We start from the raw sequence: 22,151 nt of genomic DNA, 5'->3' as shown, positions 1-22,151 counted from the left end.
GCGAGTAAGGGGATCGGGTCGGGGTTAGTTCTTGTGACGACGATTCTGTACAAACAGCTCTTCAATTTCATGTTTTGGCTGCGGGCGATAAAAATGGAATCCTTGAATCGCATTACATTGAAGGTTAGAGAGCAAAGTAGCTTGCTGGTGGGTTTCCACCCCCTCGGCAACGACAGTTAAGTCGAGCGACTTACCCAGATTAATGATGTTTTCAATCACAGTGACTTGTTTCGGTAGTGTGTCGATATCATTAATAAAAGCGCGGTCGATTTTTAGCTCGTCAATAGGGAAACGCGCTAAGTAAGAAAGAGAAGAGTAGCCGGTACCAAAGTCATCGATAGAGAGAGCGAAGCCAAGCTTTTTAATCGCATTCAACATTTGCAGTGTATGTTCGCTATCACTCATCACGGCACTTTCGGTTAGCTCGAAGGTAATGCAGCTTGGATCAAGCTCGGTAGTGCGAAGCAGCTTTTCCATAAAGTCGATCAGCTGTGGGTTGCCAAATTGCTCGGGAGAGAGGTTGATGGCGACACGGCCTGGCAGTATGCCTTGTTGCTTCCAACGTTTTACCGTATTGAAAACATCACGCATCACGACACGTCCAAGGTGTTCGATTAACCCAGCGCGCTCGGCGACAGGAATGAATGAGCCAGGACTAATGTACCCTTCGACTGGATGCTTCCAACGAACGAGCGCTTCTGCGCCGTTGATACTGAAGTCTCGCGCGTTAACCTTAGGTTGATACCACACTTCCAAACCGTTCTGCTGCAATGCTTTTTGCAGTTCGATTTCAAGCCACAAACGCATACGCGCTTCTTTGTTCATTTGATCGTTAAATTTGATCAGACGATTTCTACCACGATCTTTGGCTTCATACATCGCAGTATCGGCATTTTGTAGTAGGATTCGTGCATCTTGTCCGTCTTCAGGGTATCGAACGCTACCAATTGAACAGGCAAGGCGTTTACTGAAGTGGTGCAAGTCGAAAGGTTGGTTGATCAACGAGATAATGCGATCGGACAAAATTTCAGCCATGCGGGTATTTTCTGGCTCCGGCAGAATGACGCCAAACTCATCGCCACCCAAATGACCAATAATCGCTTGGTTTGGTAGTAACCGTTTAAGACGGGCCGATACCTCTTGAATCACTTTATCGCCAATATGGTGACCAAGTGAGTCATTAATGTTTTTGAAGTTATCGATATCCAAATAGAACACCAGAAGCGGTGTTTGCTTTTTGATCAGCTGTTCCAAACGTTTGGTGAAGCCAAAGCGGTTGTAGAGTTTGGTGAGCGAGTCAATGTGTATGTCTTCATTCGATGCAGAAGACAGGTTTTTGGGCGCATCATCAGCATCTTGGATTAGGATAATTTGAGATTCGCTACCTAATATCGCCGTGGAATCCGCGTGTAGCTGAACTTTCCGTTCAAAGCCGCATCTTGCACTGGTTAAGCAGACAAAAGGTTTGTCAGAAATTAATGTACTCAATCGATGACTAAATACCTTTTTACTGTTTTCATCGATGAATAAACGACTTAGCTCTTCGCCCAACAATTCATGAGGAGAGTTAAGTCCGAGAAGGCGCGCTGATGCGGGGTTCGCAGAGATGACAATATCATCTTCGATAAGCAGTAATCCGTCTGGTAGCAGTTGTGTTAACTTCGCAAACTTACTTTCGGACTCTTCTAAGGAGCGAACGAGTATCTGCTTTTCTGAAGTATCGACAGCGTGAAAAACAACAAAGCGAATGTCGTTATCTTCAAAAACTGGCGAAAGGCTAAAGTGAAGACTGGTTTCAAGGTCGGTTTCATCGAGCGTGATTTCGGCTTCGACATGTGCCCCTTTGAACGCGCGCTGATAGTATGGTGCAAGCTTCTTATAAAACTGCTCACCCAGCACTTGGCAATCGTTTAAGCCGACGATTTCCTCATGACTTAAACCTGCGATATCGCAGTAACGGTCACTTACCATTCGATAATTGTGTTTTTTATCAAGAATGGCAAAGAAGAAAGGGCTATTTGAGGTTAGCGTGGCAAACCAATGTTTTAATTGCTGGGAAGGCATTAGGGTATTACCGATCTCCAATGAGCCAGATTATTCGTCCGTGTATAAAAAGCGACACCCTGATAAGCCTGCGGCGATCTACCACCAAGCCAAAGTGTTACTTGCCATTAAAGGGCTCGCGGTTTTAGCTGTGCAGTCGACAATCACATGGATACGCTCAGATAACTATAACTTTGAAAATACGGTTGTAAAAGTGTTTATCCACCTGTTCGCATCAATAATACACGTAAGTTCAAAAAAAGAAGCGTTAGTGAGCAATAAACCACCAATCTAAAATAAGCACTTTATTGATACATAACAGTAATCTCATCGCCACGATTGCTTAATATAAGCAACCTAATGACAAAGTAACGGATAATGAACGTGTTAAACAAGATTCGCAGTCAACTAGTAAAGAACGCAGCTAATATTTTGCGTTCTCCAGTCCAGTTATTACCACAGCCAATTCAGCAAAAAGCGTTGCTAGAAGGGCTAAAAATGGTGTTTAAAGAAGCCTTGGAAGATGGTGACTTTGAGTTCCTTGAAGACAAGTGGTTAAAAGTTGCGATTAAAGACTTGAACTTAGCATGGTACATCAGCTATCAAGACGAAAAATTGGTGGTAGCTGAAAAACCAGTTCAGGAAGATGTGAGTTTTAGTGGTAATCTAAACGACCTAGTACTGATTGCTGGTCGTAAAGAAGACCCTGACACACTGTTCTTCCAACGTCGCCTTTCAATTGAAGGTGATACTGAGCTTGGCTTAGAAGTGAAAAACTTAATGGACAGTGTCGACTTAGAGCAGTTACCGAAAGCAATGCAAGTCGCTTTGAATCAATTGGCTGATTTTGTTCAGAAAGGAGTTCAAGCGCCTGCACAACCAACCGGAGTAGCGAATGCTTATTCGAACTGAAGCCCCAGCGGACATTCTTACCATTGACCGCTTATTGAAACACGCCTTCCCGACGGAAGCTGAAGCTGAGCTTGTGATGCGTTTGCGCGAAAACAGCAAATTCACGCTTTCCTTAGTCGCGTGTACAGATGAGGGAGAGGTGATAGGCCATGCTTTATTTAGCCCTGTGACCTTAAATGGTGAAGATTTGTCATGGCAAGGGCTAGCGCCATTAGCTGTTCATGAAGATTACCGTCGCCAAGGCATCGCTGCAGAGTTGATCAAAGAAGGTTTTGATTCACTGCGTGATTTTGGCTATCCAGTGTGTGTGGTGTTGGGCGATCCTGATTATTACGCGCGCCAGGGTTTTCAATCATGCGACGAGATGGGCTTTGAATGTGCTTGGGATGTCCCTAAAGGTGCATTTCGAATCGCAGAGTTGGTCGAAGGTCAATGTGCCGGACGCTCCGGACGTATAGACTATGCGCCAGAGTTCTCTGAACTGTAAATGAAAGAAGCCCACGACTATGTGGGCTTCTTTCTTATTCACTGAAAACTGAGATAGGGAGGTTACGATGACGGGTTACTTTTCTTTTTGCCCCAGACCTCTATTTTCGCTTTTTTACTTACCCCTAGCAGGCTAAGTTTTGTGCTTCCCCAGCTACTGTAAGTCATTTCAATCTGTTTTAGCTTGGCTTCTTTTGTGCCTGGAAGGCTCCAGGCACGAGTCGACAATCCGCTTGTTAGTACGCCCATCGAGGAAAGCTTTTTCTCACTACCATCTGTCATGACGACTTTTAAACTATTAATGTCTACCGTTCCTTGCACACATTTTAGTTTTATTTTACTGAAGCTTCGGTTTCGGAATAGGCTATTTGGTGTCACGGTATCTGTTTCTGTATGAAAGTTAACGGTTTTCGTTGCAATCAGCTCCCACTCATCGCTGTTATTAGCAAAAACACTCACGCTGGTGGCGGCTACCAGTGTGCAAAGTAGTAGCGTATTTAAGAATTTCATAATGTACCTCATATGTCATACCCAATGTGTGGCCGTTGGCAAAACGCTATGTTCAGGAATATCCAAATCATCTCATTGTGTTCAGGTGTCCCTTGAAGTCCTTTAGGTATAATCGCGATAATTTGATAGGATTGCCCTCGTTCAAATAGGTGACGGAAAATGTCAATTAACGAGAAACAGTATTTACGTGAAATGGGGATCAGCACATGGGAGCTGGTACACCCTGAAAGACTGGAAGGCTATCAATCGCCATTATTGGATTTGCAAAGTTCATGTAAACTCCTATTGGTATCGCCAATATGTCCAGAAAACGAGACGGCATTGATGTTTGAGCGCGTATTAAAAAGCATTAAGCTCACGCTTGATGATGCGCTACACCTAGAGCCTGAGCGCTTATCCATGCTGGGTGAACATCAGCTAGAGTGGGTGTGGTTTGCAGGCTGTGAGGCTGATCAAAGCATCAAGGCAAAGCACCTGACCTCGCCACTATTACAAGATATTGATGGTAATAACGAACAGCGCCGCGCATTGTGGCAACAAATCTGTTCGTACTCTTCTTAACGGAGCTAATGCGTGACAATTGAAATTACGCCGATGCGTGCAGAGCACCTCGACCAAGTTTGGCAAATCGAGCAGCAAGCACATTCTCACCCTTGGGCCGAATCTTTGGTTCGTGACTTATCCAGTCGCGGTGCTTGCCATCATGTGATGCTGGAAGGCTCTCAAGTGGTTGGTTACTTCTATGGACAGAATATTGTTGGAGAAGTGACACTATTAAATATTGCAGTAGCGCCTTCTCAACAGGGCAGAGGGCTAGGGCAAAAATTGCTGGACGCGTTTATTGAATACTGTGAACAAGCCAAAGCAGAGAGTGCTTGGTTAGAAGTGCGTGAAAGTAATCACCCAGCTATCCATATTTATGAGCAAGCAGGTTTTAATGAAGTGGACCGTCGTTACAACTATTACCCAGCTAAATCGGGAAATGGTAAGGAAGACGCCATTATCATGAGTTACTTATTTTTGAGTTAGTTTTAGGCCGTTACTAATTACCTCATCAACACTTATGCTTTAAATGCGTATCCGGATTCGAGGCTTTTGAATATGTAATAATAATTTTTTGAATTTTTACATCTCTTTGTGTGGAGCTGGCTTTCCCTTGTTAGTTGCAGGTAAAGGCTGGTGAGCCGAGTAAATTCAGTTCATGTCTTTCCAGTTTGCTAGCACAGCGATAATAAGCGAGAATACCGCACAATATCGAATAGTAGATATGCTTGCCTATTTTGTGAGCATGAAAGTAATTTAGAAGATTAACTAATGTCAAATCCCCTTTTTTTAGGCGAAGTGTCTAAGCGCAGAACGTTCGCTATTATTTCTCACCCGGATGCGGGTAAAACCACCATTACTGAAAAAGTACTGTTATTCGGAAACGCGATCCAAAAAGCAGGTACGGTTAAAGGTCGTGGTAACGCACAGCACGCAAAATCAGACTGGATGGAAATGGAAAAGGAACGTGGTATCTCGGTTACTACTTCTGTAATGCAGTTCCCTTACAACGATTGTCTGGTAAACCTACTTGATACGCCTGGACACGAAGACTTCTCGGAAGATACTTACCGTACTCTAACGGCAGTTGACTCATGTCTGATGGTTATCGATGCAGCGAAAGGTGTTGAGGACCGTACTCGTAAACTAATGGAAGTTACACGTCTACGTGACACGCCAATCGTAACCTTCATGAACAAACTTGACCGTGACGTTCGTGATCCAATGGAAGTATTGGATGAAGTAGAAAACGAATTGGGCATGATGTGTGCGCCAATCACATGGCCAATCGGCTGTGGTAAAGAGTTTAAAGGTGTTTACCACATTCACCGTGATGAAACGATTTTATACGAATCAGGTCACGGTCATGAGATTCAAGAAGTTCGAATCATCAAAGGTCTCGATAACCCAGAGCTTGATGAAAAAGTTGGTGCAGGCCTTGCGGAAAGTGTTCGAGAAGAGCTTGAGCTTGTTATGGGTGCTTGCCCTGAGTTTGATTTGGAAATGTTCTTAACAGGTGACCTGACGCCAGTTTACTTCGGTACTGCATTAGGTAACTTTGGTGTGGATCATATGCTAGACGGTCTAACTGAATGGGCTCCAGCGCCGAAAACTCGTCAAGCGGTTGAACGTGAAGTTGAAGCGACTGAAGAGAAGTTCTCTGGTTTCGTATTTAAGATCCAAGCGAATATGGACCCAAAACACCGCGACCGTATCGCATTCATGCGTATTGTATCGGGCACTTACACGCAAGGTATGAAGATGAACCACGTTCGTCTTGGCAAGCAAGTGAGTATCTCTGATGCAGTAACCTTTATGGCTGGTGACCGTGCACGTGCAGAACACGCTTACGCCGGTGACATCATTGGTCTACACAACCACGGCACTATTCAGATTGGTGATACCTTTACGCAAGGTGAATCACTGAAGTTCTCTGGTATTCCGAACTTCGCTCCGGAACTATTCCGTCGTATTCGCCTGAAAGATCCACTAAAGCAGAAGCAGCTTCTCAAAGGTTTGGTTCAGCTATCAGAAGAAGGTGCGGTACAGGTATTCCGTCCTCTACAGAACAACGATCTGATCGTTGGTGCCGTTGGTGTACTTCAGTTTGATGTTGTTGTGGCTCGTTTGAAGTCTGAGTATAACGTTGAAGCGATTTATGAAGGCATTAACGTTGCAACTGCGCGTTGGGTTGAGTGTGGTGATGCGAAGAAACTGGATGAGTTCCAACGCAAGAATCAAGCGAACTTAGCATTGGATGGTGGTGATAACCTAACGTATATCGCTCCAACAATGGTTAACTTAAACTTAGCGAAAGAGCGTTTTCCTGACGTTGATTTCCGTGCGACACGTGAGCACTAATTTGCGCGGTTAGGGTAAGCCGTAACGCAAGCTAGATTTTAAAACGCCCTTGGCTATAAACTTAGCCAAGGGCGTTTTTATATAAGGATAAGATATGAATTGGTTTAAACGTGGGCTAAAGCGTTACGACAACTGGTGTAAAGAGATGGGGTTAACTCCCGATCAGAAACGCAGTTGTGTCCCATATCGAAAAGACCCAGCCCATCAAACTGAAGAGAAGAGTGAAGCCCAACCATCCTCTGATTTTCTGCCCGCAGATACAGATAAAAAGCGTCAAGATGAAGCTCTTTGATACGCACTGCCACTTTGATTTTGATGTGTTTCAAGATGACTTTGCACATCAACTTGAGCTTGCTCAAACGCAAGGCGTCGCAAGAATTTTGATTCCTTCCGTCGGTCCGCAAAACTGGGCTCGTATTCAAACTTTGGTAGAGCAACATGCCAATTTGTATTATGCGCTCGGCTTTCATCCGTATTTTCTTGAAGATAACGTTGAGCAGCACCTTACAGAGCTAGAAGGCTATCTAAATCAAAAAGGGCAGCAGTGCGTGGCAATAGGAGAGTGTGGTTTAGATTTTGCCATTGATGTTGATCCACAGTTGCAAGAAAAGATACTTGAAGTTCAATTTGAGCTGGCTAGACGCTTCGAACTCCCAGTTATTTTACATAGCCGAAAAGCGCACAATCGCCTCATTCAAATGGTGAAAGCGGCGAATCTCCCTAGAGGTGGTGTGCTACACGCTTTTTCTGGGAGTTATCAGCAAGCCATGGAGTGGGTCAAATTAGGTTTTTTTATCGGTGTAGGAGGAACGATTACCTACCCAAGAGCCAAGAAAACACGCGACGCAATTCAAAAATTACCACTCGAAAACCTAGTAATCGAAACAGACGCACCAGATATGCCTATACTTGGATATCAAGGGGAGTCAAATCACCCAGCCAAACTCATTCACGTCTTTAATGAGCTCGTAGAGTTGCATAACGGCCGAAAGCAATCGATTGCCTCTCAACTGTGGAAAAATAGCAATTTTGCTTTCTCGATATGTGAATAAAATCTAAAGATGTGGTTTGAAATCGAAAACGTTTTCCTGCTTATTGTGAATTAACTCACAAAGCTGGTTGAATCAATCATGAATCTTATAGGAAAGTGTGAGGCTGGCATTACTTTAATTGATTCTGCATGAGTATAATTGCCCCCGCTTTATAGCTCCATTTTGTAACACGCCAATAAATAACTTATAAGGAAGTCATAAACTATGAGCCTGTTTATGAGCCTAATCGGTATGGTAGTGCTTCTTGCGATTGCAGTGGCATTTTCTAACAACCGAAAAGCTATCAACTTTAGAACTGTGGGTGGCGCATTCGCTATCCAATTCGCATTAGGTGCATTTGTTCTGTATGTACCTTGGGGCCGTGATCTACTAAACGGTTTCTCTTCAGGTGTTTCTAACGTTATCAACTACGGTAACGATGGTTCATCATTCCTGTTCGGTGGTCTTGTTTCTGACAAGATGTTCGAAGTATTCGGCGGCGGCGGTTTCATCTTCGCATTCCGTGTTCTTCCTACACTGATCTTCTTCTCTGCACTGATTTCAGTTCTTTACTACATTGGCGTTATGCAATGGGTTATCAAGATTCTTGGTGGCGCACTACAAAAAGCGCTAGGCACTTCGCGTGCGGAATCAATGTCAGCGGCAGCTAACATCTTCGTAGGTCAAACTGAGGCACCTCTAGTTGTTCGCCCATTCGTTCCAAAAATGACTCAATCAGAGCTATTCGCGGTAATGTGTGGTGGTCTAGCTTCTGTTGCTGGTGGTGTACTAGCTGGTTACGCATCTATGGGTGTTCCACTAGAGTACCTAGTTGCGGCATCATTCATGGCAGCACCAGGTGGTCTACTGTTCGCTAAAATCCTTCACCCAGAGACTGACCAGCCTCACGAAAGTATCGAAGAAGCGATGGACGGCGGTGACGACAAACCAGTTAACGTAATCGACGCAGCTGCGGGCGGTGCGGCTTCTGGTCTACAACTTGCGCTTAACGTAGGTGCAATGCTAATCGCATTCGTTGGTCTAATCGCGCTAATCAACGGTATGCTAGGTGGCATCGGTGGTTGGTTCGGCATGCCAGAACTAACACTAGAGCTAATCCTAGGTTACGCGTTCTCTCCACTAGCATTCCTAATCGGTGTTCCATGGGCAGAAGCTGTAACAGCTGGTTCATTCATCGGTCAGAAAATCGTAGTGAACGAATTCGTTGCTTACTTGAACTTCACACCATACCTAGGTGAAAACGCTCAAGTAATCGCGGCAACTGGTGAAGTAATGTCTGAGAAGACAACAGCTATCATCTCATTCGCACTATGTGGTTTCGCGAACCTTTCTTCTATCGCGATTCTACTTGGTGGTTTAGGTAGCCTTGCACCAAACCGTCGTAGTGACATCGCTCGCATGGGTGTTAAAGCAGTTCTTGCAGGTACGTTGTCTAACCTTATGGCAGCGACAATTGCAGGCTTCTGCTTAAGCCTTGCAGCACTATAATTAGAATCGGTTCTTAATATATAGACGCCGTTTTACATCATGCCCTGTAGCAAGAGATTGCTGCGGGGCATTTTTCGTTTTTCGGGCTCCAAAATTTCATCGGGTGTTTGCCTTAGTCGAGGTATTACGCAGTCAATGGAATAGGGGCTAGGAAATTTTGAGATACAAACCGTTTGCGCTCTATTTGGTGCTACAGTTTTGCGGTGAAACTCTATAATGTATTAATCACAGGATAGTGGTTAAGCTTGATTCTTAATCACGTAATGAATATTACATAATCGATGGGCAAATGAATTGCCCTGCAATATCAGATCTAATAGGCGTTTTGCTTTGTGATGTGATATTAAAGACACCGCAATCATAGATTGTTGTGCCATAGGCCAAACTGGTACTGTGCGGTGACAAGGATAGCAATTGGCATATGATAAATTTTCGCTGTATATGCCGAGTCTTCAGGGAACCAAGTCCGTTCATTAATAGACTGTTTAGCCATTTACTCACATTGTCTCGACTTGTTGATTATAGTTAAAGACGTGATGTAAGGCTGAGTAGTGAATTTTTTGAATATTGATCGGAGATAGAAATGAGCGATTTAAAAGCAGCAGCGCTACGTGCACTTAAACTTATGGACCTAACTACGTTGAATGACGATGACACTGATGCAAAAGTGATCTCACTATGTCATGACGCGAAAACAGCAGTAGGCAACACAGCTGCAATTTGTATTTACCCTCGCTTTATTCCTATTGCTAAGAAGACACTTCGTGAGCAAGGTACGCCAGAGGTTCGTATTGCAACAGTAACGAACTTCCCACATGGTAACGACGACATTGAAATCGCAGTTGCTGAAACAAAAGCGGCGGTTGCTTACGGTGCAGACGAAGTTGACGTAGTTTTTCCTTACCGCGCGCTAATGGCGGGTGATGAGAAAGTAGGCTTCGAACTAGTTAAGCAATGTAAAGAAGCTTGTGGTGACATTCTTCTTAAAGTGATCATCGAAACAGGTGAACTAAAAGAAGAAGCACTAATCAAGAAAGCATCTCAAATCTGTATTGAAGCAGGTGCTGACTTCATTAAAACTTCAACTGGTAAAGTGCCAGTAAACGCAACACCAGAATACGCTCGCATGATGCTTGAAGTTATTCGCGACATGGGTGTTGCAGAAACTGTTGGTTTCAAACCAGCAGGTGGTGTGCGCACTGCTGAAGACGCAGCAGCATACCTAGCAATGGCTGACGAAATCCTAGGTGACAACTGGGTTGATGCTCGTCACTACCGTTTTGGTGCGTCTAGCCTGCTAACCAACCTACTAAATACATTAGAAGTATCGGACGACGTCGCTGATCCAACAGCGTACTAATTCCAATAATACGTCTGAACGGTAGCACCTAAACGGGTGCTACCAAACCTCTTCTATCCTACTACAACCATGGCTCAAAAGAGCTTGGGAGGCACTAATGTATTTACCACAAGAAATCATTCGTAAAAAACGTGACGGTGAAGTACTTACCGCAGACGAAATCAACTTCTTTATTCAAGGCGTAGCGAACAACACGGTATCTGAAGGTCAGATTGCGGCGTTTGCTATGACGATTTTCTTTAATGAAATGACCATGGATGAGCGCATCGCCTTAACGTGTGCAATGCGTGATTCGGGCATGGTTATCGACTGGAGCCACATGAACTTCGGTGGTCCAATTGTCGACAAACACTCAACCGGTGGTGTGGGTGACGTAACTTCTTTAATGCTTGGCCCAATGGTGGCAGCGTGTGGCGGTTTCGTACCTATGATCTCTGGCCGCGGTCTTGGTCATACAGGCGGTACGCTGGATAAACTTGAATCTATCCCTGGTTACAACATTACGCCGAGCAACGATGTTTTTGGTCAAGTAACCAAAGACGCTGGTGTGGCGATCATCGGTCAAACTGGTGACCTTGCTCCTGCGGATAAGCGTGTTTACGCGACTCGTGATATTACCGCAACGGTAGACAATATCTCCCTGATTACGGCGTCGATCCTTTCTAAGAAACTGGCGGCGGGTCTGGAATCGCTAGTGATGGACGTAAAAGTGGGTTCAGGTGCATTTATGCCAACTTACGAAGCGTCTGAAGAGCTAGCAAAATCAATCGTTGCGGTAGCAAACGGTGCTGGCACTAAGACTACGGCAATTCTTACGGACATGAACCAAGTATTGGCGTCTTCAGCGGGTAACGCAGTGGAAGTTCGTGAAGCGGTTCGTTTCTTAACGGGTGAATACCGTAACCCTCGTCTACTTGAAGTGACCATGGCTTCATGTGCTGAAATGTTAGTACTTGGCAAGCTTGCTGAGAACACAGAAGACGCACGCGCAAAACTGATGGAAGTGCTGGATAACGGCAAAGCGGCTGAGTGCTTCGGCAAGATGGTTGCTGGCTTAGGCGGTCCTGCGGACTTCGTAGAAAACTACGACAACTACTTAGAAAAAGCAGAAATCATCAAGCCAGTTTACGCAACAGAAACGGGCATTGTCTCTGCAATGGATACACGTGCTATCGGCATGGCTGTGGTTGCTATGGGTGGTGGTCGTCGAGTTGCTACTGATGAAATCGACTACGCAGTTGGTTTCGACGAGTTCATCCGCCTAGGTGAGGTCGCAGACAGTGATAAACCTCTTGCGGTTATCCACGCTCGCACTGAAGAGCAATGGGAAGAAGCGGCAAAAGCACTGCGCAGTGCAATCAAAGTAGGTGGTGAATACACACCAACTCCAGAGGTTTACCGCCAAATTCGTGCAGAAGATATCCAATAGAACAAGTAATTACACAAGGCCTACTCAACCATAATAAAAAGCCGAGTGGGCCTAAGGAACGAGCAATGAAAAGAGCATTTATTTTAGTACTAGACTCATTCGGTATCGGTGCAACTGCCGATGCTAAAGAATTTGGTGATGTAGGTTCAGACACACTAGGTCACATCGCTGACCAATGTGAAAAAGGCTTAGCAGATAACGACAATCGCCAAGGTGCACTTCGCCTTCCAAATCTATCGAAACTTGGTTTGGCAATGGCGCATAAAGAATCGACAGGTCGCTTCGCACCTGGACTAGACGCAGACGCTGAAATCATTGGTGCATACGGTCATGCAGCAGAGCTTTCTTCAGGTAAAGACACGCCGTCTGGTCACTGGGAAATCGCAGGTGTTCCTGTTTTGTTTGACTGGGGTTACTTCACTGACAAAGCAAACAGCTTCCCGAAAGAATTGACTGACCGCATTCTTGAGCGTGCAGGTCTTGACGGTTTCCTGGGTAACTGCCACGCATCTGGTACTCAAGTTCTTGACGATCTTGGTGAAGAGCACATGAAGACTGGCAAACCAATCTTCTACACGTCTGCTGACTCTGTATTTCAAATCGCATGTCACGAAGAGACTTTCGGTCTAGACCGTCTACTAGAGCTTTGCCAAATCGCACGTGAAGAGCTAGAAGATTACAACATTGGTCGTGTTATCGCGCGCCCATTCGTTGGTGCTGGTAAAGGTCAATTTGAGCGTACAGGTAACCGTCGTGATCTTTCTGTAGAGCCACCATCAGCAACGGTTCTTCAGAAGCTCGTTGATGAGAAGCAAGGCAACGTGGTTTCTATTGGTAAGATTGCTGATATCTACGCAAACTGCGGCATCACTAAGAAAGTGAAAGCGACAGGTATCCCTGCATTGTTCGAAGCAACGCTAGAGCAAATCAAAGAAGCGGGCGACAACACGATCGTATTCACTAACTTTGTAGACTTCGACTCAGCTTACGGTCACCGTCGTGACGTAGCGGGTTACGCGGCGGCACTTGAGTACTTCGATGGTCGCATCAACGAAGTGCTAGAGATTATGGAAGAAGACGATGTGCTTATCCTAACGGCAGACCACGGCTGTGACCCAACATGGCCAGGCACTGACCATACTCGTGAGCACATCCCAGTATTGGTTTATGGTCAAAAAGTACCAGCTGGTTCTCTTGGCCGCCGCGAAACATTCGCAGATATCGGTCAAACATTGGCAAGTTACTTCGGTACTTCTCCAATGGATTACGGTAAGAACTTCCTATAATTAGTTAGGTTTTTGAAAACTAGGAGCTTGATTGCTCCTAGTTTTATGTTTGCAGTATGTAAATGCTGCTTGTCGGAAATGAGAATACTCTGGCTTATATCGCCTTAAGCGCGGAGCGCTAGAGAAAGGTTAAGGAAAAGAAAATGGCAACTCCACATATCAATGCTGAAATGGGTGCATTTGCAGACGTCGTACTGATGCCTGGTGATCCACTACGTGCAAAATACATCGCAGAGACTTTCCTTGAAGATGTCGTTCAAGTGTGTGACGTTCGTAATATGTTTGGTTACACAGGTACATACAAAGGCCGTAAGATCTCGGTAATGGGCCACGGTATGGGTATCCCATCATGCTCGATTTACGCGACTGAACTAATCAAAGACTTCGGCGTGAAGAAAATCATCCGTGTTGGCAGCTGTGGCGCAGTGAATGAAGACATCAAAGTGCGTGATGTTGTGATCGGCATGGGTGCATGTACTGACTCTAAAGTGAACCGTATCCGCTTTAAAGGTCATGACTTCGCGGCAATCGCAGACTACAACATGGTTCGTGCGGCAGAAGACGCTGCAAAAGCTCGCGGTATTGACGTTAAAGTTGGTAACCTATTCTCAGCAGAGCTTTTCTACACGCCAGATCCAGAAATGTTCGATGTAATGGACAAGTACGGCATTGTTGGTGTTGAAATGGAAGCGGCTGGTATTTACGGTGTTGCGGCAGAATACGGTGCAAAAGCTCTGACAATCTGTACGGTTTCTGATCATATCAAGACTGGCGAACAGACTACATCTGACGAGCGTCAAACGACATTCAACGACATGATGCTAATTGCACTAGATTCAGTATTGCTTGGTGACGAAGAGTAAGCGACGAAGAGTCATTCTATTTTTCGCTCTCAAGAGCTAAAAAAACAGCCCGCACATTGCGGGCTGTTTTTATATGAGTTGTTAGCGCTACCTAGTTACTTGGTTAGCAGCAGGTTTGGCGCTTTTTTACGACGTATCGGTTGTCGACGTAAAATCAAGATGAACAACATGCCACAGACAAAGCTCATTAAGACCATCATGTACATATAACGATCGCTCTTGCGATAGTGGTGGTCAGAAATAGCCGTCACCCGGCCCGTCTCAAAGGTCACGCGAACAAAACCGATAAGCGCACCATCTGCAAACACTGGTTCAACCAACTGCTGGCGACCAATGGAAGCTGTTGCCAAAGGCGTATCCAGGCCAAGAACTTCGCGTACCGATAATGCCTCTTCACTAGACGCTAAACGTACACCCTGTGCATCGTAGATTGTTGCATCAAACACTAAACGGTCTTGTGCTAGCTGGTTTGTTAGCTGAAGTAATCGTTCTTGATCTTTAGTTAAAATCATCTCACTGGCAGAAAGAGACGCCTGTGAAATCAAAACTTTGGTGAGTGTTTCAAGCTGTTGTGCTTGAATTTTCTCATTACCCTTACTGATCACAACACTGTTTTTTATTGTGATAAACAACATCACACACAGCAGGATTAGTGCCAGAATTCTTAGGGCATTCCTTACTGAGAACAAAGATTCACTCATGCTCTTTACTCATCCATTTAAAATAAAACAAAGACTTGCCTTTTTAGTTTGTTGAGGTAACGTTTTAGCAAAGTCATAAGGGATTATATACATGGACGCGTCAAAAAGCTTGCCTATCAGAAAACATACGACACTTTTAAAACGATTACCCGAGACTCGATTTGCCTCCCAATTAGATAAAGCAAAAGCAAACTGGATCGTATTTGCTGAGTACCTTTCGCCAAGTCACTTCGAAGACATTGATTTCTTCACCGGCTTTTACAACCCGATACTAGAAACGTGGAAAGTTGGCCAATATGAAGTAGCCCTGATGGCCGGAGAGTTGACTCCTCAACATGAAACGATCTTACAAAGTCTCAACCTAGATTACGCCTCGCTTAATGAAGTGCCCGATCTATCAACCCAAGGGTTGATTGTATTTGATATGGATTCAACGGCGATCCAGATAGAGTGTATTGATGAAATCGCGAAACTGGCAGGAGTAGGGGATGAGGTCGCTGAAGTCACTGAACGTGCCATGCAAGGTGAGCTGGATTTTGAGCAAAGTTTACGTCAGCGAGTTGGTAAGCTCAAAGGTGCCGATGAATCAATTCTTGAACAAGTTCGTTCCCAGTTACCATTCATGCCGGACTTTGAAGCGCTAATTGCGACGTTGAAAGCCTTGGGCTGGAAAACAGCGATTGCCTCCGGTGGTTTTACTTACTTCTCTGATTACATCAAAGATAAAGTCGACCTAGATTTTGCTCGTTCCAATCAATTAGAAATTATTGACGGCAAACTCACGGGTAACGTACTTGGCGACGTGGTAACGGCGCAGATGAAGTCAGACATTCTAGTGGAATTGGCGGATGAATATGAAATTGAGCAACACAACACGGTCGCTGTCGGTGATGGCGCTAATGATCTTGTGATGATGTCGGTGGCGGGCTTAGGGATTGCGTATCACGCAAAACCAAAAGTGGAAGCTCAAGCGCAATCTGCGATTCGCTTTGCTGGGTTGGGCGGTGTGCTCTGTATTTTATCTGGCGCATTGGTGAAGCAGCAAAAGGTCAGCTGGAAAGCTAAACCTTAACCATCCATTCAAAAACACCGCCAGAAAGGCGGTGTTTTTTTTTCAATTTGGTATGACTTTGAATTTACTCGGTTAACTCCAATCTAATTACAACCTCTTCAGTAATGTCTTCAAATTCACTGTAACCAACGAGCGCCGTCAACTCTTTTTCTAACTTGCTCGCTTGATGTACACCAAATTGGGTTAAGTCACTTAAATCTTGTTGCAGTAATGATGTCATCGGATCGAAAATTGGTGCAGTAGAAAGGCGAAGCACGTAAAAGTCACCCATCATTCGCGCTTTCTTTATAAATTGAATCCGCTCTTTTACGCTGTTGAACTCTTGATGAAGCTTTGACTCAATGCCTGTAATTTTATTGCCTACTTTTGCGGCGCTTATGTAGATATCCTGATGTCTGGCTTGAGCACCTTCTACACGTTTTATTGGCTCTGCGATTAATGTGCTTGTCCGGCCTTTAAAGATAGGTTCAAGTGACAACAGTTGGTCATGCCCAAGACGGGCAAAAAGCTCAATGTGTTTAGGTAGCGGCAAGTTCACCCCGATAACGGGGGTTTTGATTGAAGATGACGTACTCTTACTGATAAAAATGGGCGTGCTCAGCGTACGCGAGAGCAACATGCAGTGTAGCCTTTCAAGTAGAGCATTACTTGGTAGCGTCTCTTTTTGCGGGATTAGCTTGTCTTGATTGTGCTCGATAATGCTGTTGAAAAAAGCGATTACCTTCATGGTTTGGCTGCTTTCATCAATAACTAGCTGCACGCTACAACCGTCTGGGCTTACACGAATTACTCGGTATGGCACCGACATTAACGGCAATTTTTTATCGTAGAGTTGTAATTCTCGAAAGTTGATTCTTACCTCTTGCCCAGAACGTAACATCGTGGGCTCACTTAGCCTAATTCCGAGTCCTCGTTTGGAAAGGTCAACAGTACTGCCGCCTGTTTTAGTCTGTCCTGAGTACAACTCTAAAGGTGTTTTAAAACGATAACGAGGCTCTTTTCGACGAGACTTTGCATCAAAATAAATGCCCTTTGGATTGCCGATAACTCTTCTCGGATGGCGAAACGCGTTTAATGTATTAGCGGGTAAGCGCGGCTTTTCAGTTAGCAGGTAATCCTGCCCTGACTTTTCGTCAGCAATTTCTTGCAAAATACCAATATGGGTCAGTGATTGAGACGTTTCTGCCAACTCTGGAGAGAATGCTGCTAGGTCTTCCTGTTCTTGCTCTGATAGTTCAAAGATTGAAATTCTAAAGGCGCGCCAACTCTCTCGTTTGCCACCTAAATGCCAAAATAGCTGGCGCTGTTCGCGAGTTGCTTCTGGGCGAAACATCGAATAGAAATAGGTTCGATTCTCGTGCTCGTGAGTAAATGAATAAAGGACATTGGTTGTTCCTTTAACACCAGGCTTAATGAGTGACGCGATGCGTTGCTCGTTGAATAAGGAACCAAACATTTGCTGGTTTCTCTCATCGTGCCAGTATTGCCAAAGCTTTTGATTGTTTGGCGTTAACATTGCTAATTTTAGGTCACTACCATCAAAGAATAGAGGCAAGCTGCTGGTGTGCTTTAGTGCGATGTGCTCATAACCGCGAGTTCGAGCTCGAATAATCTTGTCTTGATTGTCGTGACGAGCCCTTTTAACAGCACTGTTGAGCGCTTCATCTATCACTCTGGTGACGACATTGGTATCAGTTAAGCGTATGGTTCTGAGGTATCGAACTGAGTCATTTTCGTAACAGTCATCAACCGCGAGTATGCGGTATGCAAGCGGTTTCTCTATACCTGCAACGTTAGATTTGCTGGCAAATTCAGTAAACGTGACCTGAATAATTTCCCCAAGGTTATATTTAAATGCGCTAGGGACTTTGAACTTTGCGCCAGAGCTAGATAAATCAATGCTTAATCCATGAAGAAGCTGTCCTTTAGAACGGCAAATTTCAACTTGAGATTGGACTTTCAAGCGTTTTTCTTGGCGCTTTAAATCGTAGCCTAGGTGAACGGGTTCTGCTAAGAACGGGCTTTTAGGATCCGTTAACGATTGCGTTTTTTGCTGAGTAAGGCGCTTGCTCATTACGCGAAAGTTATTTCGCGTGTTGACCAATGCTTCCCACATTCCTTCCGTGTAGCAGCCAAACTTTTTGATGTTTTTATGGTAAGCGTTGAAAGCAACATCATCCAACCAATGTGGAATACCATCCAAAATATACTCGCGACATTCGCCTTGAACGCGACCTCGCAAATCAATACTTTTTTTGCATGGAGCCATTAAGCGGTTAAGTTCCATTTTAACCAAAATTTTGGCCGAAGGCGGCTCTTCCTCGGTCAGTTGGCCAAGGACAAAGTCAAAGTCATTCGTACCGTAAACGGGAATGAGTCGTTCTGCGAGCGAGAGAATTTCAGATTGCTGCATTATTTCTGTTAGAGTATGTCGTTACTTTAAATTGTATCGGCTAAGCGAAGTAATACTTAAGTATATCAATAGTTCATTTCAGTTCAGGTCTGACTTGGCTGTGCTTAGTCACATTTGTAGAAAAAATTGAGGCATCATGGCGAAAGCAAAACGAGCGTATGTTTGTAATGATTGTGGCGCGGACTTTCCCCGTTGGCAGGGGCAGTGTAACGCATGTGGTGCATGGAATACGATAACAGAAGTACGTATCGCTGCATCGCCAACCGTTGCTCGCAACGAACGCTTAAGTGGCTACGCTGGTTCCGCAACAGAAGCAACGGTTCAAACGCTATCCGAAATTGATCTGCAAGAAGTACCTCGCTTCACCAGTGGGTTTAAAGAGCTTGACCGCGTATTGGGTGGTGGTGTTGTGCCAGGTGCCGCAATTTTGATTGGTGGTAACCCTGGCGCTGGTAAATCAACCCTTCTGTTGCAAACCATGTGTAGTTTATCTGCGCAAATGCCAACGCTTTACGTAACCGGTGAAGAGTCGTTACAGCAGGTGGCAATGCGTGCTTCCCGATTAGGCTTGCCGAAAGATCATTTAAAAATGCTATCGGAAACGAACGTCGACAAAATTTGCCAAATCGCCGAAAAAGAGCAGCCTCGTATAATGGTAATAGACTCGATTCAGGTGATGCACGTTTCTGATGTTCAATCGTCGCCTGGCAGTGTTGCTCAGGTACGTGAATCTGCGACGGCTCTGACACGATACGCAAAACAGAATAATGTTGCGGTATTTATTGTTGGTCATGTAACAAAAGATGGTACCCTTGCGGGCCCCAAAGTTCTTGAACACATTATCGACTGTTCGGTACTACTCGATGGTGGAACGGATAGCCGATTCCGCACTTTGCGTAGTCATAAAAACCGTTTTGGCGCTGTGAATGAGCTTGGTGTCTTTGCAATGACAGGCCAAGGGTTGAAGGAAGTGAGTAACCCATCAGCAATCTTCCTTTCTCGTGGTGAAGAAGAAACATCAGGCTCTTCAGTCATGGTGGTTTGGGAAGGCACGCGCCCTCTACTAGTAGAGATTCAAGCGCTGGTGGATTACTCGCAGTTAGCCAACCCTCGTCGTGTTGCGGTCGGCTTGGAGCAGAACCGCCTATCACTTTTGCTCGCTGTGTTGCATAAGCATGGTGGCTTACAAATGGCAGACCAAGATGTCTTTGTTAATGTGGTTGGCGGTGTTAAGGTGACGGAGACAAGCGCTGATCTTGCTTTAGTTATGGCGCTTTTATCGAGTTTTCGTGACCGTCCACTCCCTAAAGATGTGGTGATTTTTGGTGAGGTAGGGCTTGCGGGCGAAATCCGTCCAGTGCCAAGTGGGCAAGAGCGTTTGAATGAAGCGTTCAAACATGGTTTCAAGAAAGCCATCGTGCCAGCAGCCAACATGCCGAAAGGTGGCATCCCTGGCATGCAAATTCACGGCGTTAAGAAATTGTCGGAAGCGATAGAGGCTTTTGACGAGCTGTAATGCTCATAAGAATGGTATTTGTGCAATCACAAACTGTTCTATCCGTCCTCAATAAAATGCGAATAAAGTACATAAATTGCTGTGTTTGACTATGCTTTGGGGACGGAAATTTCACGTTAAAATTTTTTTTCTTCCATCCGCACGCAAGGGTATCAGTATTGACAGAATGTGATATACTCTGCGCGCACTTTATACCTTATTAACAGAGTAAGACAATGACTGATTTATCAAAATACAGAAACATTGGTATTTTTGCTCACGTAGACGCGGGTAAAACTACCTCTACAGAGCGTATCCTAAAGCTAACTGGTAAGATCCATAAGATCGGTGACACTCACGACGGTTCAACTACTACTGACTTCATGGAGCAGGAAGCTGAGCGTGGTATCACAATCCAGTCTGCAGCAACAACTTGTTTCTGGAACGATCACCGTCTAAACATCATCGATACTCCTGGACACGTTGACTTCACTATCGAAGTTTACCGTTCTCTAAAAGTACTTGACGGTGGTATCGGTGTATTCTGTGGTTCTGGTGGTGTTGAGCCTCAGTCAGAAACTAACTGGCGTTACGCTGACGAATCACACGTATCACGTCTGATCTTCGTTAACAAACTAGACCGTATGGGCGCAGATTTCTACAAAGTTGTAGATCAAGTACAGAACGTACTAGGTGCTACACCTCTAGTTATGACTCTACCTATCGGTATCGAAGAAGATTTCGTAGGTGTTGTAGACGTACTAAGCCAACAAGCTTACGTATGGGATGAGTCTGGCCAACCAGAGAACTACGAAGTTCAAGATATTCCAGCAGACATGGTAGAGAAAGCTGCTGAATACCGTGAAATGCTAATCGAAACTGCTCTAGAGCAAGACGAAGATCTAATGATGGCTTACCTAGAAGAAGGCGAAGAGCCATCTCTAGAAGACATCAAACGTTGTATCCGTAAAGGTACTCGTGATCTAGCATTCTTCCCAACTTACTGTGGTTCAGCGTACAAGAACAAAGGTATCCAACTTATTCTTGACGCGGTAATTGATTACCTACCATCTCCAACAGAAGTTGATCCACAGCCTCTAACTGATTCAGAGACTGGTGAGCCAACTGGTGAAGTTGCGACTGTATCTGCAGACGAGCCACTACGTGCTCTTGCATTTAAGATCATGGATGACCGCTTCGGTGCTCTAACCTTTATCCGCATCTACTCTGGTAAGATGAAGAAAGGTGACACAATCCTTAACTCTGCAACTGGTAAAACAGAGCGTATCGGCCGTATGGTTGAGATGCACGCGGACGAGCGTAACGAAATCGATTCAGCACAAGCTGGTGACATCATCGCTGTAGTTGGTATGAAGAACGTTCAAACTGGTCACACTCTATGTGATCCTAAGCACGAATGTACTCTTGAGCCAATGATCTTCCCAGATCCAGTAATCTCTATCGCAGTTAAGCCTAAAGATAAAGGCGGTTCTGAGAAGATGGGTATCGCGATCGGTAAAATGGTTGCAGAAGATCCATCATTCCAAGTTGAGACTGATGAAGATTCAGGCGAAACTATCCTGAAAGGTATGGGTGAACTTCACCTAGACATCAAGGTAGATATCCTTAAGCGTACTTACGGCGTTGAGCTAGAAGTTGGTGCTCCACAGGTTGCTTACCGTGAAACTATCACTCAAGCAATCGAAGATAGCTACACGCACAAGAAACAGTCTGGTGGTTCTGGTCAGTTCGGTAAGATCGACTACCGCATCAAACCAGGTGAGCCAAACTCTGGCTTCACGTTCAAATCTACAGTTGTTGGTGGTAACGTACCTAAAGAATTCTGGCCTGCAGTTGAGAAAGGCTTTGCGTCAATGATGGAGCACGGTGTTCTAGCTGGCTTCCCTACTCTAGACGTTGAAGTTGAACTATTCGACGGTGGTTTCCACGCAGTTGACTCTTCAGCTATCGCTTACGAAATCGCAGCGAAAGGTGCATTCCGTCAGTCTATGCCTAAAGCTGGCGCGCAACTTCTTGAGCCAATCATGAAAGTTGACGTGTTCACTCCAGAAGATCACGTTGGTGACGTAATCGGTGACCTTAACCGTCGTCGTGGTATGATCAAAGACCAACAAGC

General features: G+C 45.0%; 20 protein-coding genes. 15 read left to right on the top strand and 5 right to left on the bottom strand.

The features are described from left to right. Window positions 1–24 precede the first annotated feature (24 nt). Window positions 25–2,064, bottom strand: a complete 2,040-nt coding sequence (locus R7E51_RS19810; protein WP_017820424.1) for a sensor domain-containing protein — start codon at window positions 2,062–2,064, stop codon at window positions 25–27. A 363-nt stretch (window positions 2,065–2,427) separates the two neighbouring features. Here R7E51_RS19810 and ubiT point away from each other — a divergent pair, with 363 nt between their 5' ends. Further along, a complete protein-coding gene (ubiT, locus tag R7E51_RS19805; RefSeq protein WP_005394645.1) occupies window positions 2,428–2,955 on the top strand; it encodes a ubiquinone anaerobic biosynthesis accessory factor UbiT in 528 nt (175 codons plus the stop codon). Continuing rightward, a complete protein-coding gene (locus R7E51_RS19800; RefSeq protein ID WP_017820425.1) occupies window positions 2,939–3,442 on the top strand; it encodes a GNAT family N-acetyltransferase in 504 nt (167 codons plus the stop codon). The genes ubiT and R7E51_RS19800 overlap by 17 nt, the downstream gene beginning before the upstream one ends. A gap of 62 nt (window positions 3,443–3,504) precedes the next feature. Here the strand turns inward: R7E51_RS19800 and R7E51_RS19795 are convergent, their stop codons facing one another. Next, window positions 3,505–3,951 (bottom strand): hypothetical protein, encoded by a 447-nt coding sequence (locus R7E51_RS19795; protein ID WP_017820426.1) that lies wholly within the window; start codon window positions 3,949–3,951, stop codon window positions 3,505–3,507. A 159-nt stretch (window positions 3,952–4,110) separates the two neighbouring features. On the opposite strand from R7E51_RS19795, the gene R7E51_RS19790 reads away from it, so the two are divergent. From R7E51_RS19790 to R7E51_RS19765, 6 genes are all read left to right on the top strand, one after another. Continuing rightward, the gene (locus tag R7E51_RS19790) at window positions 4,111–4,512 is read left to right on the top strand and encodes a DNA polymerase III subunit psi (RefSeq protein WP_005380121.1); all 402 of its coding nucleotides are present in this window, start codon (window positions 4,111–4,113) and stop codon (window positions 4,510–4,512) included. A gap of 12 nt (window positions 4,513–4,524) precedes the next feature. Next, window positions 4,525–4,980 (top strand): ribosomal protein S18-alanine N-acetyltransferase, encoded by a 456-nt coding sequence (gene rimI / locus R7E51_RS19785; protein WP_005380122.1) that lies wholly within the window; start codon window positions 4,525–4,527, stop codon window positions 4,978–4,980. 285 nt (window positions 4,981–5,265) lie between these two features. Next, window positions 5,266–6,855, top strand: a complete 1,590-nt coding sequence (gene prfC / locus R7E51_RS19780; RefSeq protein ID WP_005380123.1) for a peptide chain release factor 3 — start codon at window positions 5,266–5,268, stop codon at window positions 6,853–6,855. A 94-nt stretch (window positions 6,856–6,949) separates the two neighbouring features. Beyond that, window positions 6,950–7,147 (top strand): DUF5363 family protein, encoded by a 198-nt coding sequence (locus tag R7E51_RS19775; RefSeq protein WP_005380125.1) that lies wholly within the window; start codon window positions 6,950–6,952, stop codon window positions 7,145–7,147. Then, the gene (locus tag R7E51_RS19770) at window positions 7,134–7,907 is read left to right on the top strand and encodes a TatD family hydrolase (protein WP_206957698.1); all 774 of its coding nucleotides are present in this window, start codon (window positions 7,134–7,136) and stop codon (window positions 7,905–7,907) included. The genes R7E51_RS19775 and R7E51_RS19770 overlap by 14 nt, the downstream gene beginning before the upstream one ends. A gap of 204 nt (window positions 7,908–8,111) precedes the next feature. After that, entirely contained in the window at window positions 8,112–9,395 is a 1,284-nt protein-coding gene (locus tag R7E51_RS19765; protein ID WP_005380131.1) for a NupC/NupG family nucleoside CNT transporter, read from the top strand. Window positions 9,396–9,753: 358 nt separating this feature from the next. Here the strand turns inward: R7E51_RS19765 and R7E51_RS19760 are convergent, their stop codons facing one another. Next, window positions 9,754–9,888 (bottom strand): hypothetical protein, encoded by a 135-nt coding sequence (locus R7E51_RS19760; RefSeq protein WP_005391675.1) that lies wholly within the window; start codon window positions 9,886–9,888, stop codon window positions 9,754–9,756. 90 nt (window positions 9,889–9,978) lie between these two features. Between R7E51_RS19760 and deoC the strand changes: the two genes are divergently transcribed. From deoC to deoD, 4 genes are all read left to right on the top strand, one after another. After that, window positions 9,979–10,755, top strand: coding sequence for a deoxyribose-phosphate aldolase (deoC, locus tag R7E51_RS19755; RefSeq protein WP_005380133.1), 777 nt, complete (start codon window positions 9,979–9,981; stop codon window positions 10,753–10,755). 97 nt (window positions 10,756–10,852) lie between these two features. After that, complete coding sequence (deoA, locus tag R7E51_RS19750; protein ID WP_017820429.1) at window positions 10,853–12,184, top strand: thymidine phosphorylase; 1,332 nt, start codon at window positions 10,853–10,855, stop codon at window positions 12,182–12,184. Between the two features lie 65 nt (window positions 12,185–12,249). Continuing rightward, complete coding sequence (locus R7E51_RS19745) at window positions 12,250–13,470, top strand: phosphopentomutase (protein WP_017820430.1); 1,221 nt, start codon at window positions 12,250–12,252, stop codon at window positions 13,468–13,470. A 143-nt stretch (window positions 13,471–13,613) separates the two neighbouring features. Beyond that, window positions 13,614–14,333, top strand: coding sequence for a purine-nucleoside phosphorylase (gene deoD, locus R7E51_RS19740; RefSeq protein ID WP_005380140.1), 720 nt, complete (start codon window positions 13,614–13,616; stop codon window positions 14,331–14,333). A gap of 95 nt (window positions 14,334–14,428) precedes the next feature. Here the strand turns inward: deoD and R7E51_RS19735 are convergent, their stop codons facing one another. Then, complete coding sequence (locus R7E51_RS19735; protein WP_005391677.1) at window positions 14,429–15,034, bottom strand: YtjB family periplasmic protein; 606 nt, start codon at window positions 15,032–15,034, stop codon at window positions 14,429–14,431. 91 nt (window positions 15,035–15,125) lie between these two features. Here R7E51_RS19735 and serB point away from each other — a divergent pair, with 91 nt between their 5' ends. Continuing rightward, window positions 15,126–16,106: a phosphoserine phosphatase gene (serB, locus tag R7E51_RS19730; protein ID WP_005386439.1), complete on the top strand. Its 981-nt coding sequence runs from the start codon at window positions 15,126–15,128 to the stop codon at window positions 16,104–16,106. A 64-nt stretch (window positions 16,107–16,170) separates the two neighbouring features. Here the strand turns inward: serB and R7E51_RS19725 are convergent, their stop codons facing one another. Continuing rightward, window positions 16,171–18,519: a PilZ domain-containing protein gene (locus R7E51_RS19725; RefSeq protein WP_017820431.1), complete on the bottom strand. Its 2,349-nt coding sequence runs from the start codon at window positions 18,517–18,519 to the stop codon at window positions 16,171–16,173. Between the two features lie 136 nt (window positions 18,520–18,655). Between R7E51_RS19725 and radA the strand changes: the two genes are divergently transcribed. Together radA and fusA are read left to right on the top strand one after the other, a co-directional pair. Then, window positions 18,656–20,035: a DNA repair protein RadA gene (radA, locus tag R7E51_RS19720; protein WP_005386443.1), complete on the top strand. Its 1,380-nt coding sequence runs from the start codon at window positions 18,656–18,658 to the stop codon at window positions 20,033–20,035. A 215-nt stretch (window positions 20,036–20,250) separates the two neighbouring features. Further along, the coding region (gene fusA, locus R7E51_RS19715) for an elongation factor G (protein WP_318128314.1) at window positions 20,251–22,151 on the top strand (1,901 nt) is incomplete at its 3' end.

It is taken from the genome of Vibrio sp. Vb1166, assembly GCF_033338695.1.
In the GTDB taxonomy this organism is placed as follows: Bacteria; Pseudomonadota; Gammaproteobacteria; order Enterobacterales; family Vibrionaceae; genus Vibrio; species Vibrio alginolyticus.
Note: the sequence above shows the minus strand (reverse complement) of the source record. Positions and strands in the feature narration are given on the sequence as shown.